13 protein-coding genes and 1 other annotated feature are annotated in these 14,352 nt (G+C 46.0%); of the genes, 2 read left to right on the top strand and 11 right to left on the bottom strand.

The annotated features are described in order from the left end of the window. Positions 1-28: 28 nt before the first annotated feature. From pheT to AAH944_RS01055, 11 genes are all read right to left on the bottom strand, one after another. On the bottom strand, positions 29-2,440 hold the full coding sequence (pheT, locus tag AAH944_RS01105; RefSeq protein ID WP_415535799.1) for a phenylalanine--tRNA ligase subunit beta: 2,412 nt from the start codon (positions 2,438-2,440) through the stop codon (positions 29-31). Between the two features lie 192 nt (positions 2,441-2,632). Then, the gene (gene pheS, locus AAH944_RS01100; protein WP_415535797.1) at positions 2,633-3,655 is read right to left on the bottom strand and encodes a phenylalanine--tRNA ligase subunit alpha; all 1,023 of its coding nucleotides are present in this window, start codon (positions 3,653-3,655) and stop codon (positions 2,633-2,635) included. A 460-nt stretch (positions 3,656-4,115) separates the two neighbouring features. Continuing rightward, entirely contained in the window at positions 4,116-4,940 is an 825-nt protein-coding gene (locus AAH944_RS01095) for a TrmH family RNA methyltransferase (RefSeq protein WP_415535795.1), read from the bottom strand. A gap of 84 nt (positions 4,941-5,024) precedes the next feature. Further along, on the bottom strand, positions 5,025-5,411 hold the full coding sequence (gene rplT, locus AAH944_RS01090) for a 50S ribosomal protein L20 (protein WP_415535793.1): 387 nt from the start codon (positions 5,409-5,411) through the stop codon (positions 5,025-5,027). A gap of 28 nt (positions 5,412-5,439) precedes the next feature. After that, positions 5,440-5,640, bottom strand: a complete 201-nt coding sequence (gene rpmI / locus AAH944_RS01085; RefSeq protein ID WP_119776936.1) for a 50S ribosomal protein L35 — start codon at positions 5,638-5,640, stop codon at positions 5,440-5,442. Positions 5,641-5,662: 22 nt separating this feature from the next. Further along, positions 5,663-6,184, bottom strand: a complete 522-nt coding sequence (gene infC / locus AAH944_RS01080; protein WP_415537722.1) for a translation initiation factor IF-3 — start codon at positions 6,182-6,184, stop codon at positions 5,663-5,665. Between the two features lie 211 nt (positions 6,185-6,395). Beyond that, on the bottom strand, positions 6,396-7,454 hold the full coding sequence (locus AAH944_RS01075) for a BMP family lipoprotein (RefSeq protein ID WP_415535791.1): 1,059 nt from the start codon (positions 7,452-7,454) through the stop codon (positions 6,396-6,398). Positions 7,455-7,458: 4 nt separating this feature from the next. After that, positions 7,459-8,361, bottom strand: a complete 903-nt coding sequence (locus AAH944_RS01070) for a 3'-5' exoribonuclease YhaM family protein (protein ID WP_415537720.1) — start codon at positions 8,359-8,361, stop codon at positions 7,459-7,461. 100 nt (positions 8,362-8,461) lie between these two features. Beyond that, entirely contained in the window at positions 8,462-10,387 is a 1,926-nt protein-coding gene (gene thrS, locus AAH944_RS01065) for a threonine--tRNA ligase (RefSeq protein WP_415535788.1), read from the bottom strand. A gap of 93 nt (positions 10,388-10,480) precedes the next feature. Continuing rightward, positions 10,481-10,723 (bottom strand) — a binding site (T-box leader). Between the two features lie 50 nt (positions 10,724-10,773). Continuing rightward, on the bottom strand, positions 10,774-11,607 hold the full coding sequence (locus AAH944_RS01060) for a putative sporulation protein YtxC (protein WP_415535786.1): 834 nt from the start codon (positions 11,605-11,607) through the stop codon (positions 10,774-10,776). A gap of 121 nt (positions 11,608-11,728) precedes the next feature. Beyond that, entirely contained in the window at positions 11,729-12,373 is a 645-nt protein-coding gene (locus AAH944_RS01055; protein ID WP_415535784.1) for a hypothetical protein, read from the bottom strand. Between the two features lie 167 nt (positions 12,374-12,540). Here AAH944_RS01055 and AAH944_RS01050 point away from each other — a divergent pair, with 167 nt between their 5' ends. Both AAH944_RS01050 and AAH944_RS01045 read left to right on the top strand, forming a co-directional pair. Beyond that, the gene (locus AAH944_RS01050) at positions 12,541-13,626 is read left to right on the top strand and encodes a hypothetical protein (RefSeq protein WP_415535782.1); all 1,086 of its coding nucleotides are present in this window, start codon (positions 12,541-12,543) and stop codon (positions 13,624-13,626) included. A 396-nt stretch (positions 13,627-14,022) separates the two neighbouring features. Further along, on the top strand, positions 14,023-14,352 hold the full coding sequence (locus AAH944_RS01045) for an ArsR/SmtB family transcription factor (RefSeq protein ID WP_415535780.1): 330 nt from the start codon (positions 14,023-14,025) through the stop codon (positions 14,350-14,352).

The following is a 14,352-nucleotide window of genomic DNA, read 5'->3' as shown; positions in this document are numbered from 1 at the left end:
GTACCTTGTTAACTCGCATCATTATTGTTTATTTTCGCCATTTTGCCCCAAATTCCTGCTGTATTCCCGAAAGGATGTCGGAATTAAAGGCGTTCACTTCTTCATCTTTCAAGGTTCGTTCTGCAGACTGGTAACGCATCGTAAAGGCAAGGCTTTTATGTCCCGCCGGAACGGGCTGTCCCTGATACACATCGAACAGCTCTACTTCTTTCAGGAATTTCCCGCCGAGTGCCATTACCTTTTTCTTAATATCTTCTGCGGATACCTCTTCCGGAACGACAACGGCCAGATCACGCTGAATTGCCGGATAACGCGGGTACGATTTGGCAACAACCGTGAGATTGGCATTCTTGAACAGCGCTCCAAAATCGAGCTCAAACAGCACCGGGCGCTGCAGGTCCCATCTCTGGTCGAGCTGCGGATAGATTTCCCCGAGAATACCGAGGTACTCACCATTGCAGTAAATATTTGCGGACCTCCCGGGATGAAGCAGGCTGCAGTACTTACCTTCGTCAATTCTCCGATATTCAAATTCCATTCCGCATTCTTGCGCAATTTGTGTGAGTATCCCTTTAACATAAAAGAAATCAAATTTCACCTGCGAATTCAGCCAGTGACGTTTGCTTTCCCCCTGCGCCAGGCCGGCAATCCGGGAAACCTCATCGGGTAGCTTCTTTAACGGCAGCTCTTTTGGCAAATAGACATTGCCGATTTCAAACAGCAGCAGATCCGTGTTGCGTCTGGCGGTATTTCTGGACGCAATCTCCAATAGTCCGGGTAAGAGTGACGTCCTCATCGTTCCTAATTCTTCCCTTAATGGATTTAAGAGCGGGATATTCCGGCCTTCTGACCCCCATTGATCATCCATTTCTTTATTGCTGAAAGAGTAGGAAATGACCTCGTTCATCCCGGCTTTGATCAGGATCTTACGCAGTTTGTATCGGAAAGCCTGTTCGGGTGTTCTGCGCCCCTGCGTTTGGCTGCCCTGCGGCAGGGTGGTAGGAATCTTATCATAGCCGATGATGCGGGCAATCTCTTCAATCAAATCAACTTCAATTTTAAGGTCCTGCCTGTAGGAAGGAATGTCAACACTGTACCGGCAGTCAGACAATTTCAGATATTCAAAGTCAAGAGCTTCAAACACCTTTTCAATTTCCTGATCCGTATATTCCACACCCAGGACCTGATTGACCGTAGAAACCGCTATTTCAATCCGGACCTTGGGCGGAAGTGCACAGACTTTTTCCGTAAAGGACATCGGTACACCTGCCTCGAGTTCCAGCAGTAATTCTGCCACTCTGGCCAGGGTGGGAACTGTCCAGTAAGGATTAACCCCTTTTTCAAAACGGCTGGAAGATTCCGAACGGAGCCCCAGCTTTCTGCTGGTACGCCGGACACTCGAACCGAGAAAATGTGCTGATTCAAATAGGATCCTACAGGTTTTATCCGTCACTTCACTTTCCAGGCCGCCCATGACACCGGCAATGGCCTGCGGTCCGTTATCGTCAGCAATCACCAGCATATCGGGCTCCAGTCTTCTTTCGATGCCGTCCAGGCTGACCATGGTTTCACCTTGTTTAGCTTTGCGGACTCTGACCGTACCCTGAAGTTTATCCCGGTCGAACGCATGAAGCGGCTGTCCCATTTCCACCATGCAGTAGTTGGTAATATCGACAATATTATTGATCGGACGGACCCCGGCAGCCCGAAGCCGGTTCTGCATCCAAAGCGGCGAGGGTTGAATGACGACATCATCCACCAGCAGCGCCGAATAACGCCAGGAAAGCTCCGGATCTTCAATTTCAACCTTCTGCCTGATATCTTCCGGCCAGGAAGGCATTTCCTCCCGGGCCCATTCCGGCAAAACAGGCTTTCTCCCGAGCAAAGTTCCGGCCTCTCTCGCAACATTGACCATCGCCAGACAATCCGGCCGGTTAGGGTAAAGTTCCAGTTCCAGGACGCTGTCCTGCAAACCAAGATAGGTTTCCAGGCTCTCACCGACAGGCGCGTCAGGAGACAAGATCAGAATTCCGCCTTTACTGCGTTCCTGACCGACAGCTTCGATCTCAAGTTCCTTATCGGAACAAAGCATCCCATACGATTTTACGCCTCTCATCTCGACCGGCTGAATCTCTTTACCCCCCGGAAGCACCGCTCCCGGAACGGCTACCGGTACTTTATCCCCGACAAGGACATTTGAGGCACCCGTTACAATGGTCAGTTCTTTCCTGCCGGTATTCAAACGGCATACCTGCAGTTTTTGGGCATCGGGATGGGGCTGGATATCCAGAATTTCACCGATATAGACTTCTGTGAATCCTTTATTCAAGCATTCTACCCCTTCAACTTCAATCCCGCCCCTGGTCAGGACTTCTGCCAATTCCTCAGGGCTGAGACTGAGTTCGAGGTATTGTTTCAGCCATTCCATACTTACTCTCATCAGAGCATCCTCCAGTACATCAACATGTTATATGATAAATAAAAACAATCTATCTATACAATCATTCAAACTATTTCTAGGATACCGTTCTCTATTAGCGCCATGGAGGGCGCTATCTGCCGGGAGCTGGAATGTGGCGCGCAGACCAGACCCAAATGATTATATTTATCAAATTATTTAAAGATCAATGTCCTAGAACTGCTCCAGGAAGCGGATGTCGTTATCAAAAAGCAGCCGCATATCTTCAATGCCGTATTTCAGCATGGCAATCCGTTCTACGCCCATGCCGAAAGCAAAGCCTGTTACTTCCTTAGGATCATATCCACCCATCTCCAGCACATGCGGATGGACCATCCCGGCTCCCAGGATTTCAATCCAGCCGGTCCCTTTGCACAGCCTGCAGCCTGCACCGCCGCAAAGCATACAGGATACATCAACTTCAGCACTGGGCTCTGTGAATGGGAAGAAGCTCGGCCTCAAGCGGATTTCGCGGGATTCGCCGAACATTTGTCTGGAGAAGTACAGAAGCAGTCCTTTAAGATCAGACATTCTGACTCCCTTATCAACCAGCAGCCCCTCTACCTGATGGAACATCGGTGAGTGGGTTACATCATCATCGTTGCGGAAAACTTTCCCTGGCGCAATGATCTTGACCGGAAGCTGGGGCCTTAATTTTTCCATGGTCCTGATCTGGACCGGCGAGGTCTGCGTCCGAAGCAGAATATCCTCGGTGATAAAAAACGTATCCTGCATATCCCTGGCTGGATGGTCTTTCGGCAGGTTCAACGCTTCAAAGTTATAGTAATCCGTTTCTATTTCTGGTCCCTCAGCGATCGTAAAACCCATGCCCATAAAAATATCTTCAATTTCCTCGATCACTTTGCTTAGAGGATGCTGGTGCCCCTGAGGCAAAGAATACCCTGACAGACTGATATCGATCCGTTCTTCCCTAAGTCTGCTTTCCAAAGCGTTCTTTTCGAATTCCTTCCATTTTTTGTCCCAGGCATCTTCGAGCTGGTTGCGTAGTTCATTGACGATCTGCCCCATTTGGGGACGCTCTTCCGCACTGAGCTGACCCATCTGCTTCAGCAAGGATGTGAGTGATCCCTTTTTGCCCATCACCCGGACTTTTAGCTCCTGAAGCTCTTCCGACGAAGTCAGCTTCGTCAGTTGCTCCAGTGTATCTTCCTTAATCTTCTTTATTTCTTCTCGCATTGTGGTCACCCTTTCAGCAATGAATTCATGTAAAAAAACAATAAACTCTCGTCCTCTAGGGACGAGAGTTAGGTTTCCCGTGGTACCACCCTTTTTTGACCATGCGTCAAATCACAGTTCACACTTCATAAGCTGGTAACGGCTGCCAACCGGTTAACTCCCGGAATGAACTTCAACCTCAAGACTCCCATGTTGAGGTAGCTGCCTGCCTGGCCGACTTTCAGTCTGGGTCGGTCCTCCCTTTAGAGGCCTGCCTGCCTTTTGTTCCGTTCATTGTTACTTGTCAATTTGTCGTTGTTCTTGTACAAAAGATATAATTGGGGAGAACCGGTTGCCTCGAAGGCTTTCCAAAAATAATCAGGCGCTGACATTTTGAGCCCACCTTTCCTCGGCTTAGGTTCGGAAAGCAAAGTCATTGTTTTCTTTGCCTGATCAGAATTATATCATTTTCAATCATGGTTTACAAGAATTGTCCCTGTCTTCGCATTTCATAAAGGAATATTCCGGCAGCCATCGATGCATTCAGCGATTCAACGTTGTTAAACATTGGAATGGAATAGTGCTTCGCGGCCTTTTCCATAAAAAAAGCTGACGGCCCCGCAGCCTCATTGCCAATAATTAATGCCAAAGGATAGTCTTCACAAATGTTCGTCTTAAATATGGAAGTCCCACCCATGGTAGACACGACCATGGAACATTCTCTTTGTCTGCAAAAAATTGCTATTTCTTCAGGCGTTTTATCCGTTAGGATCACCTCAGAAAAAACGGAGCCCATACTGCTGCGCAGAACTTTAGGGTTATAAAGATCCACCGTTTTTTTTGTCAGAATGATTTGCTTGACATCTGCAGCCAGGGCGGTTCTTAAAATCGTGCCCAAATTACCTGGGTCCTGGATTCCATCGACGACGAGAAGAATGGTATCCTTCCGAACCTTGATATCCTGCCAGTCAAATTCAGTTCTCCGGATGATTCCAAGGATACCCTGAGGCTCTTCTGTAGCGCTCATTTTGCGCATGATAGCTTCAGACACCTCTTCAGCTTCTATTCCCAGCGCACGTACCTCCGTCACCAGTCCGGAAATATTTAAGGAGTACTGCGGATCTGATGGTCCTGTCGCTGCGTCCTGGGCCGTATAATAAACTTTCTTAAGCTGTGCTTGCCTAAGAATGGCTTCCTGTACAAAACGTTTGCCTTCTACAAGGAATTCCCTATATTCTTTACGGCCTTTTTTATCATGCAGGGATACCACATGCTTGACCTGTTCATTCTGCAAAGAAACAATCATGATGATCCTCCCGGACTACCTGAAATAGAGCAGGAGTCCGGTCCTGAAAAGACCGAACTCCAAAGATTCATAGGTATTCTTGACTTAAGCATTTGCCTGAGCTTTTGCATTGGTGTTTTCAAGTTTGCTTTGGGCAACTTCTACAAGCTTGGTAAAAGCTGCAGGATCATTGACTGCCAAATCGGCCAGCATTTTGCGGTTGATATTGACATTGGCCAGCTTCAGACCGTACATCAGCCGGTTATACGTAATGTTATTCATTCGGGCAGCTGCATTAATCCTGGTGATCCACAGTTTCCGAAAATCGCGCCTTCTCTGTTTGCGGTGAACATAAGCATACGCCATCGATTTAACGACTTGCTGTTTGGCCATTCTGAAAAGTTTGCTCTTACGTCCTCTATATCCTCTGGCTAATTTTAATATTTTTTTATGGCGTTCATGTGCTCTGACGCCTCTTTTTACACGGGCCATTTTTAAAGACCTCCTTTAAGTGATATTCTTATTTAACATAAGCGATCAGACGAGCAATACGCTTCGCGTCGGTACTATGCATAACCGCCGCTTTGCGAAGATTCCGTTTACGCTTTGGCGACTTCTTCTCCAGGATATGGCTTTTATACGCATGATAACAAACAATTTTGCCGGTAGCCGTTTTCTTAATACGTTTGGCAGCTCCACGATGTGTTTTCATTTTAGGCATTTATGACAACCCCCTTTTCATTTTAATCGTGTTTATGTGCGGAAGGAGCTAAAATCATAACCATATTGCGGCCTTCGACTTTGGGTTCACGCTCGACAAGAGCTTCTTCACGAAGAAATTCAGCCATTCGTAAACACAATACTTTACCATGGTCTGGGTGTGTTATCTCCCGTCCTCTAAACATGATGGTAACTTTAACTTTATCGCCATCGCCTAAAAAGCGCTGGGCATTGCGCGCCTTGGTCATAAAATCATGGTCTTCAATATTCGGGCGGAGCTTGACTTCTTTAATTTCAACAACCTTCTGCTTCTTACGGGCTTCTTTATCACGCTTCGCCTGCTCATATTTATATTTCCCATAATCCATCACCTTACAAACCGGTGGTTTGGCAGCAGGAGCAATCTCCACTAAATCAAGCGCTTTTTCAGCAGCGACGCTCAAGGCATCTTTAATAGGAATGATCCCGAGTTGTTCTCCTTCTTCACCTACTAATCGAACTTCCCGAGCCCGGATTTCTTCATTAATCCGTAAATCTTTGTTAATAGCGAATCACCTCCAATTTTTTTGCTAACAACGAGCCAAAGAGTATAAAAAAAATAAAGACGGTATTCCACCCGTCTTCATCATACAAAATGAGCATAATCCTGCTGGAAAACTCACTAGGACCTCATCGGCATTACGTCATGAGGTGAGAAGCGGATGGCTTCTACTTGGCATGAATATTATACATAGTTCAGCGTTCAATGTCAATCATCTAATATGTGATTTTAAATGTTTCATTTTCATTGGCCGGAACCGTGATCTTTCCGTCAATAATTTTTTGCTTATATTCATTTATTTTGGTATAGGTTTCTTCCGAAACCATAGATTCAGTTGTCTCTGCCAAACCGACGGCATTCTCTGCTAAGCCATACGATACATTTTTACCGGACGCCAAGGTGTTCTCTTCAATTTGTTTGATGATGCTGTAAGCGACCTCGCCGTTTTCTTTGATAACTGAAGTAAGGACAGTCTCAGGTGCCAGACCATTTTGATCAATGTCGGCGCCTATCGCATACTTGCCTTTTTCCTCCATAACTTCAATCATTGCTTTTCCTGCCAGACCTGCGCTATGAAAAATAACATCGGCATCAGAATTGACCATCGCTTCCGCCATTTCTTCGACCCTGGTCTTATTGGTGAAAGTAGCGGCATTTCCTTTCAAAAGCTCACAGTTGGGATTGACGAACCGTACTCCGCTCTTGAAACCATAAAAGTAAGGCTGCGCTGCTTCTTTATTGTCCCCTAAGATAACACCAACGACATTTGTTTCCGTCCTTTTTGCCGCCAGATACCCTGCCAGAAAAGCAGCTTCCTCTACTCTATAGGACACGGCCAGAACATTATCAGGTATGGTCCCCTCGATCGTGCTGTCCAGACAGACATAGGTGATTTTAGGGTTTTTTTCTGCCGCTTCCAGGGTTGCCGGAATGGCAGCGGAACCTATGGTAAATATGACCTGACAGTCCTGGGATTTAAGCTCGGCAAGCCCCGACGGATAGTCTTTATCATTCTTGACCTTAACATAGCCGATCCCGGCGTTTAGTTCCTGTTGTGCCTTTTGCAGCCCTTCCCAGGCTTTTTCAGAATAAATATCCTCGATTCCGTCCTGGCCGGTAATCAGTCCGACCTTGATCGCGTAGTTTCCCGAGTCATCCGAAGGTACGTCCTGACCGCCGCCTCCCAGAATCCCGCAGCCAGTCAGCAACAAAAAGGCTATAACAAGCAAACAAAGCATCTTTCCCCATATTTTCACTGCATTTCTTTTTGACATTTCTTCACCTCTTGTATAACCTTCTGTTATTGAGCGTCCAGAGCCTATCCGTAAAATATCCCGGCTCGGTTTCATTCAGGGCTTTCTCCATATCAAACATCCTGGCGTCAATGATATCCAGATAATGAAGGATTTCTGCCTCCGGAAACATCGGTCTCTTGGGACTGCCAAATTCCGGCTCATAATGGTGCGAAAGCAGCATATGCTGAAGAAGGAGACTGGTCTCCTCATCGAGACCCACTTTGTCTGCAGCCTTTTCAATTTTCTTGATTCCTTGAACAATATGACCTAGCAGCTGTCCCTCAACTGTATACTCTGTGGCGATCCCGAGGGCATTGGCATCAATTTCATCAAGCTTGGCAACATCGTGCAGCATAATCCCGGCATAAAGAAGATCCTTATCCAGGAAAGTATAGACATCCGCTAGTTTTTCTCCAGCTTTAAGCATTGTCAGCGTATGATACAGCAGTCCCGACCTTAAGGCATGATGATTCTGCACAGCAGCCGGATGAATCAGCAGTTTCTCTCCGGCTTCCGTCAGGAGAAGCTGGACTGTTTCTCTTAGTTTGACATTCTCCATCCTGGCGAGGTATTGCAGGAGCTCAGCGTACATTGCTTCTGGACTATACGGCGCCACAGGTATAAACGCATTAATGTCAACTTGATCGTCCTCAACAACTGCACGGATTTTATCGATCTTAACTTGTTTCTTGCCTTGCCATTCCGCCATACTGCCTTTGATCTTTACAAGCATGTTGCTTTGATACAGTGTTTCATCTTCCTGCTTGCAGTCCCACATCCTTGCGGTTATTTCCCCGCCGGCGTCACCCAGGACGATATCAAGATACCGGTTTCCGCCAGCCGTAGTCTTCGTTTCAACCCTGCGAATCAGGAAAAATGCGACCAAAGACTCTCCTGGCTTTAACTCATTCCAATTCTTTTTCTCAGTCAAGTTTAACCCACCACTCTCCGGAATTTGTATTGTTTTCCGCTGGTCAATCCAGTGTTCAAGCCTGATTGCCTGCCGGAATTTTTTTGGTGCTTATTTCGTCCTGAATCAAGCAAATAAAATCTTCCAATTCCATGACGCTGGTCTTCTGCTCTCCATAACGGCGGACAGATACCGTACCCTCTTCAGCCTCTTTATCGCCGACGACCAAAGCAAAAGGTATTTTATCGGTCTGTACTTCCCTGATCTTATAGTTGATTTTCTCCCGGCGTTCATCAAGCGCGGTGCGGATATCCCGATCCATAAGCAGCCCCTTGACTTTTTCAGCATAGGCGCTGTGCTTGTCACTGATCGGCAGAATGCGCACCTGCTCAGGCGAAAGCCAAACCGGGAAAGCGCCGGCGTACTGCTCGGTCAGAAGTGCAATAAAACGCTCGATACTTCCGTAAACAACCCTGTGGATCATAACAGGACGGTGCTTATCTCCGTCTTCCCCAATGTAGGTTAGGTCGAACCGCTCCGGCATCTGGAAATCCAACTGGATGGTTCCGCACTGCCACGTTCTGTCGAGACAATCCTTCAGGTGAAAATCAATTTTCGGTCCGTAGAAGGCTCCATCACCAGGATTAATTTTGTAATCCATCCCTTTGGCCTCTAAAGCATCTCTTAGGGCATTCGTCGCCATTTCCCAATCCTGATCCGAGCCCATGGAATCCTCCGGCCGGGTGGAAAGCTCAACATGGTACGCAAAACCAAATATTTTATAAAAATAATCAACTAAATTAATGACACCAATGATCTCATCTTTGATCTGGGACGGCAGCATAAAAATATGGGCATCATCCTGCGTAAAATTTCTTACTCTCAACAAACCATGCAGAGCACCCGATAGTTCATGCCTGTGCACAAGACCTAGCTCTCCGCAGCGGATCGGCAGGTCCCGATAGCTGCGCAGTTTCGTCTTGTACATAATCATACCGCCGGGACAGTTCATCGGTTTAACGGCATAGTCCTCATTGTCTATTTTCGTAAAATACATGTTTTCCTTATAATGATCCCAGTGCCCGGACTGCTGCCAGAGAGCTGTATTCAAAATGATAGGCGTTCTGATCTCAACATAGCCTCTTTTCTGGTGCTCTCTGCGCCAGAAATCTTCCAGCGTATTCCTTAAGACCATACCCTTCGGATGAAAGAACGGAAAGCCAGGACCTTCATCGTGCAGACTGAAAAGGTCAAGCTCCATCCCAAGCTTCCGGTGGTCACGCCTTTTGGCTTCTTCCAGCTTAAATAAATAATCCTCAAGATCAGAGGTCTTGGCAAAAGCTAAACCGTAAATTCTCTGAAGCATTTTGTTCTTCTCGCTGCCGCGCCAGTATGCACCAGCGAGGCTCTGCAATTTGAAGGCCTTCAATACCTTTGTTCCGGGAACATGCGGTCCGGCACAGAGGTCTGTAAAATCCCCCTGCGTGTACATGGATATTCTGGCATCTTTGGGGAGATCATTAATCAATTCTACTTTGTATTTTTCCCCTTTATTTTGGAAATAGTCAATCGCTTCTTCACGGGTAACCTCACGGCGTTGAAACTTATAATCGTTCTTGGCCAGTTTGCGCATCTCCTCTTCGATCTTGCCTAAATCCTCAGGTGTGAAAGTGTATTCAGAGTCAAAGTCGTAGTAAAAACCATTGGCAATCGCAGGACCGATACCCAGAATGGTTCCCTGGAAAAGATTCTTCACAGCCTGAGCCAAAAGGTGGGAAGCTGAATGGCGCATTACTTCCAGCCCCTCTTCATTATCAAGCGTAAGTATTTCTACGTTAGCATGATCTTCTATCGGAAACGAGAGGTCTTTAACCTCCCCGTCCACCTTGCCTGCAACCGCCACCCTGGCCAGACCCTGAGAAATAGAAGCAGCCAATTCCAGAACCGTTGAACCCTGTTCCACTTGACGAACCGAACCATCCTTTAAGGTTACATTTAACATGATCCTATCACTCCCTGTTCTTATTCATTATTCATCATTTATTCATCATTCTTTAAATTCTTTGGCATCAACGCTAAAAAGCTCCCGTCCTTCCTATGGGACGAGAGCGATAGAAACCCGTGGTTCCACCCAAATTCAAAAATACGACCGCCTACTATACCGGCAGCTGATTTTCCTTGGAATCCTTAACGCGGATAAACGTCCAGCCTACGCAAATTATGTTCGGCGAGGAACTCGGAGGCGGTCTTTTCCCAAACATCGCAAAAATGCTCACAGCCCAGGGCATTTCTCTCTAAATGCGAACGATTAGGATACTGTCCTCTTCATCGTGCCTTCATTATTTCTTTCTATAGTCTTAGATTATACCACTTAAAGTATGTTGTCAATCAGTTCTCTTTACATAGGCTGCATCCCCGGCAATAGGTCATCTTATCACCAAAAACTTCCTGAACAATCTGGGCGATTCCAGACTGTTTTTCTGCTGCAACATGAACGATCAGGTGATTCGGAGAACGTTTCAGCAAAACACTGATGGGATGATCTTCGCTTTCAGCACCGGAATTTATCAGAACGGAATGCTTGTCATCGTAAAATGCCACTTCATCTTTGTGATTGATGACCATATGCATCGTATTTTTGTTATCCCGCTGGGATTCAAAAAATCTTTTCAGGAGTCGTACAAAGCTTTCATGCTCCTGCTGAAGGGCATAAACATTCACAGCACGCGCAATCTGTTTCTTTAATTCTCTCTTATATTGACCCGATCTGAAATTCATAAATCCTTCCAGATCAATTCTTTGATGGTCATTCAAAAATTCCAGAATGGACTTTACCAGGATTCTGTTTCTAAGCCGAAGAAAACCAGTCTCTGCCTGGTCATTCAGATATCCGGCAACCTTTGGATAAGCCTCGTCCATTTCGCTCCCGAACATGTTGTAGTCATTTTTTAATTTTTTTCTGATATAACGTTCTTCCCATCCCTGAAGAACAACGCTTCCCAGCGCATGGGCAATATAGTACTGAACGATTTTGACGGTAAGCTCATTTCGGACATTTTTCTCCTTCAAATTAGCATAAATGAAGCTGACCAGATAGTTTGGCTCACGGCAGACTTCAGATATTTCAATCGGCAGCCCGTCTTTATGGTACAAATCGTGCACTGCTTGAGAAAGCTCTTCTTTATAATCAGAAGTTCCAACTTCCAAATAATAATCATTCAAAAGAAAAATCCCCCCCTGGAAATATATGCATCATCCTTCCTAATATTTCCGGTAAGGAATTTTCTTATTCTTATCTATTCTTATATAATCTTATATTGGTTAGGATTACATTGTTTCTTGTCTAATTAATATTATTTCTGCCGCTTAAATAAACGATAAGGCCAATCAGCAGCAAACTAACCGCCATGATCCCGAATTGTACATATCTGGTTAAGTACAGGAATTCTGTCACATTCTTAACATCGATATCCCCTGCCAGAACAGCATACGTCTTTCCGCCGGCATCCTTCACTTCCTGGTAACTCGATACGAATGTCCCCAGTGAAGTCGTGTGATATTCTCCCTGGACAACTTTGCCCTTCAGCGTGTTCTCTACTGCCGACGAGGCGTTGTTCTCCAATTGTCCCAAAGATAAATGTGCCGGGTCATCCTCGGCCCTCGCATCGACAACGTAAAACCAGGCCTTATTCTGCTCATCCTTGTATAACATGTAAATATTTTCGAGCTGGTGCTCTGTCTTTAACTGCATCAGCTTCGCCTGAAGTTCTCCGTAATAAGCATTCTGCTGATTCTGCGTTTGAATAAGCTCCTGAAGTTTTTCGTTATCAAAATCAGCCACGGCCAGAGTAAGCGTGTTGCTGACCCGTTGGCCTGCCAAATCTAGTGCGAGCTGTTTGGCTCGGAAATTTCCTATCCCCGTGACAATAATCAGGCAAAAAACAGCAATGATGATGACAGCATATATTTTTTTCTTTTCCGGTGACATTTTTACCCCCCATAAGCATTCAAATTAATTCCTTTGTGCCTATATTATTCTACACCATTATTACCTATTCTGCATGCGTTGAAGTTCATTTCCAGAGATATTTGACATAATAATCTTTAAGGATATTGTTCCTTGAACCCTAGGTTCAGAGGGAAAGCAGGTGAAGTATGAAAAATACAAAACAGTTTTCCACAGTTTCAATTGCAGCCGCCTTCATCGGAACAATTGTCGGAGCAGGGTTTGCGACCGGACAGGAGGTTCTCCAATTTTTTACTGTATTTGGAACGAAAGGTTTTGCCGGTATCGCCGTGTGCACTGTCTTGTTTTGTTATTTCGGGATTCTCATCATGCGGATATCCAGAGAACAAAATGCCGATTCGCACCTGGAACTGGTTAGATTCACATTTGGGAAGCCTCTTGGCATTTTGATGGATTGGTTTATTACCTTGAGCTTCTTGGGTGTCCTGATCGTCATGGCGGCAGGATCCGGCGCTGTTGTTGAAGAGCAGCTTGGCTTTTCCCCGCTTCTGGGCAGTATTACCGTTATTCTGCTTGCGTTTCTCACCGTCATTTCCGGGGTCAGAAACGTCATACGAGCCATTGGTTTTGTCGTACCTTTTCTGCTCCTTGCCGTCTTCAGTGTTGCCATAATCTCGATTGTCCTCGATCCAATCACACCATCCAAAATTGCATTGCTCGAATCGCTAGAATCTCCGGCAGCATCCCATTGGCCCACGGCAGCCATACTCTATGTTTCTTACAATATTGTACTGTCTGTGGCTATCTTGTCTCCCTTAGGTGTGGAAGGCCGGAGTAAAAAGAGTCTTGTTTGGGGTGGCCTGCTGGGTGGTCTAGGGTTAGGTGCTGGGATTCTGGCAATTAATCTGGCAATCATCTGCGGGTCTCCGGAAATTCTTCCTTTTCAGGTTCCCATGGTATTTCTCGCTACCAGACTGAATCCCCTGGTAGGCTATGCTTACGGGCTCATTTTGCTTTTGGAGATCTATACCACTGCCGTAAGCATACTCTACGGCTTTACAGCCAGGATTGCCTACGACAACAAGCAAAGGATTCTTGGCGCGAGCCTTGCTTCCATCGGTGCAATTATCGCTGCCCGGTACGGTTTTTCCGCGGCAGTCTCTGCCATATATCCTTTAATCGGATTCGCTGGGCTGATCTTCCTCGGAGGGCTGTTGTTTACGCAGTTCAGGGATAGCTTCAACAGTTTATTCAAATCAGGGAGATTCAAATGATTTTTTTGGGGTCTAGTACATTGATCTTTTAATAATTTGACAAATATATTCATTTGGGTCTAGTCTGCGCGCCACATTCCGCTCTCGGCAGATAGCGCCCTCCATGGCGAGTCGCTCTTTGCCATCCATGGCAGCGACATTAGGCCCTCCGTGGCCGTCAAACAGCCGCGCTCCGCATCCATGCTCCGCTTACGCTGGAACTGAGGCACACAGACCCTGCTATGAAGGTTTTAATGTCTAGTTATTTAGAGAACGGTATACTAGGCAAGGAACTGTAAGTATCCAGCCTGAATGTATTGACAGCCCCCAACAATACTTAGTATTATAAATACGTACATATGCATATATGCGCATATGTACAGTTTTGATTATATTTTGCTTTAGGAGGCCGTTAAAATGTCTGTATTTCACGCACCTGTCCCGGAACAGCCCCAAAAACATATTCCAGGTATAGAACTATCCCTGGAACTGGCAGACTTTTATAAGGTATTTGCGGATTTCTCCAGAATACGTATCCTTTTTGCACTACTGGATCATGAGCTGTATGTGAATGAACTGGCAGAAATTTTAAGTATGAGCCAATCGGCCGTCTCCCACCAATTAAGAATTCTCCGGCAATATAAATTAGTCAAGGTACGCCGGGCCGGTAAGACAAGTGTTTATTCTTTGAGTGACGATCATGTTTATCGGATACTGACCCAGGGGCTCGAACATCTTTCTCCCTAA

It is taken from the genome of Dehalobacter sp. CP (assembly GCF_047652685.1).
GTDB lineage: Bacteria > Bacillota > Desulfitobacteriia > Desulfitobacteriales > Syntrophobotulaceae > Dehalobacter.
Note: the sequence above shows the minus strand (reverse complement) of the source record. Positions and strands in the feature narration are given on the sequence as shown.

Excerpts from the sequence above, each read along its gene's own strand:
- pheT (WP_415535799.1), bottom strand. The coding sequence starts at position 2,440 with ATGAGAGTAAGTATGGAATGGCTGAAACAATACCTCGAACTCAGTCTC.
- AAH944_RS01045 (WP_415535780.1), top strand. The coding sequence starts at position 14,023 with ATGTCTGTATTTCACGCACCTGTCCCGGAACAGCCCCAAAAACATATT.
- pheS (WP_415535797.1), bottom strand. The coding sequence starts at position 3,655 with ATGCGAGAAGAAATAAAGAAGATTAAGGAAGATACACTGGAGCAACTG.
- AAH944_RS01095 (WP_415535795.1), bottom strand. The coding sequence starts at position 4,940 with ATGATTGTTTCTTTGCAGAATGAACAGGTCAAGCATGTGGTATCCCTG.
- AAH944_RS01050 (WP_415535782.1), top strand. The coding sequence starts at position 12,541 with ATGAAAAATACAAAACAGTTTTCCACAGTTTCAATTGCAGCCGCCTTC.
- rplT (WP_415535793.1), bottom strand. The coding sequence starts at position 5,411 with ATGGCCCGTGTAAAAAGAGGCGTCAGAGCACATGAACGCCATAAAAAA.
- thrS (WP_415535788.1), bottom strand. The coding sequence starts at position 10,387 with ATGTTAAATGTAACCTTAAAGGATGGTTCGGTTCGTCAAGTGGAACAG.
- AAH944_RS01075 (WP_415535791.1), bottom strand. The coding sequence starts at position 7,454 with ATGTCAAAAAGAAATGCAGTGAAAATATGGGGAAAGATGCTTTGTTTG.
- AAH944_RS01055 (WP_415535784.1), bottom strand. The coding sequence starts at position 12,373 with ATGTCACCGGAAAAGAAAAAAATATATGCTGTCATCATCATTGCTGTT.
- rpmI (WP_119776936.1), bottom strand. The coding sequence starts at position 5,640 with ATGCCTAAAATGAAAACACATCGTGGAGCTGCCAAACGTATTAAGAAA.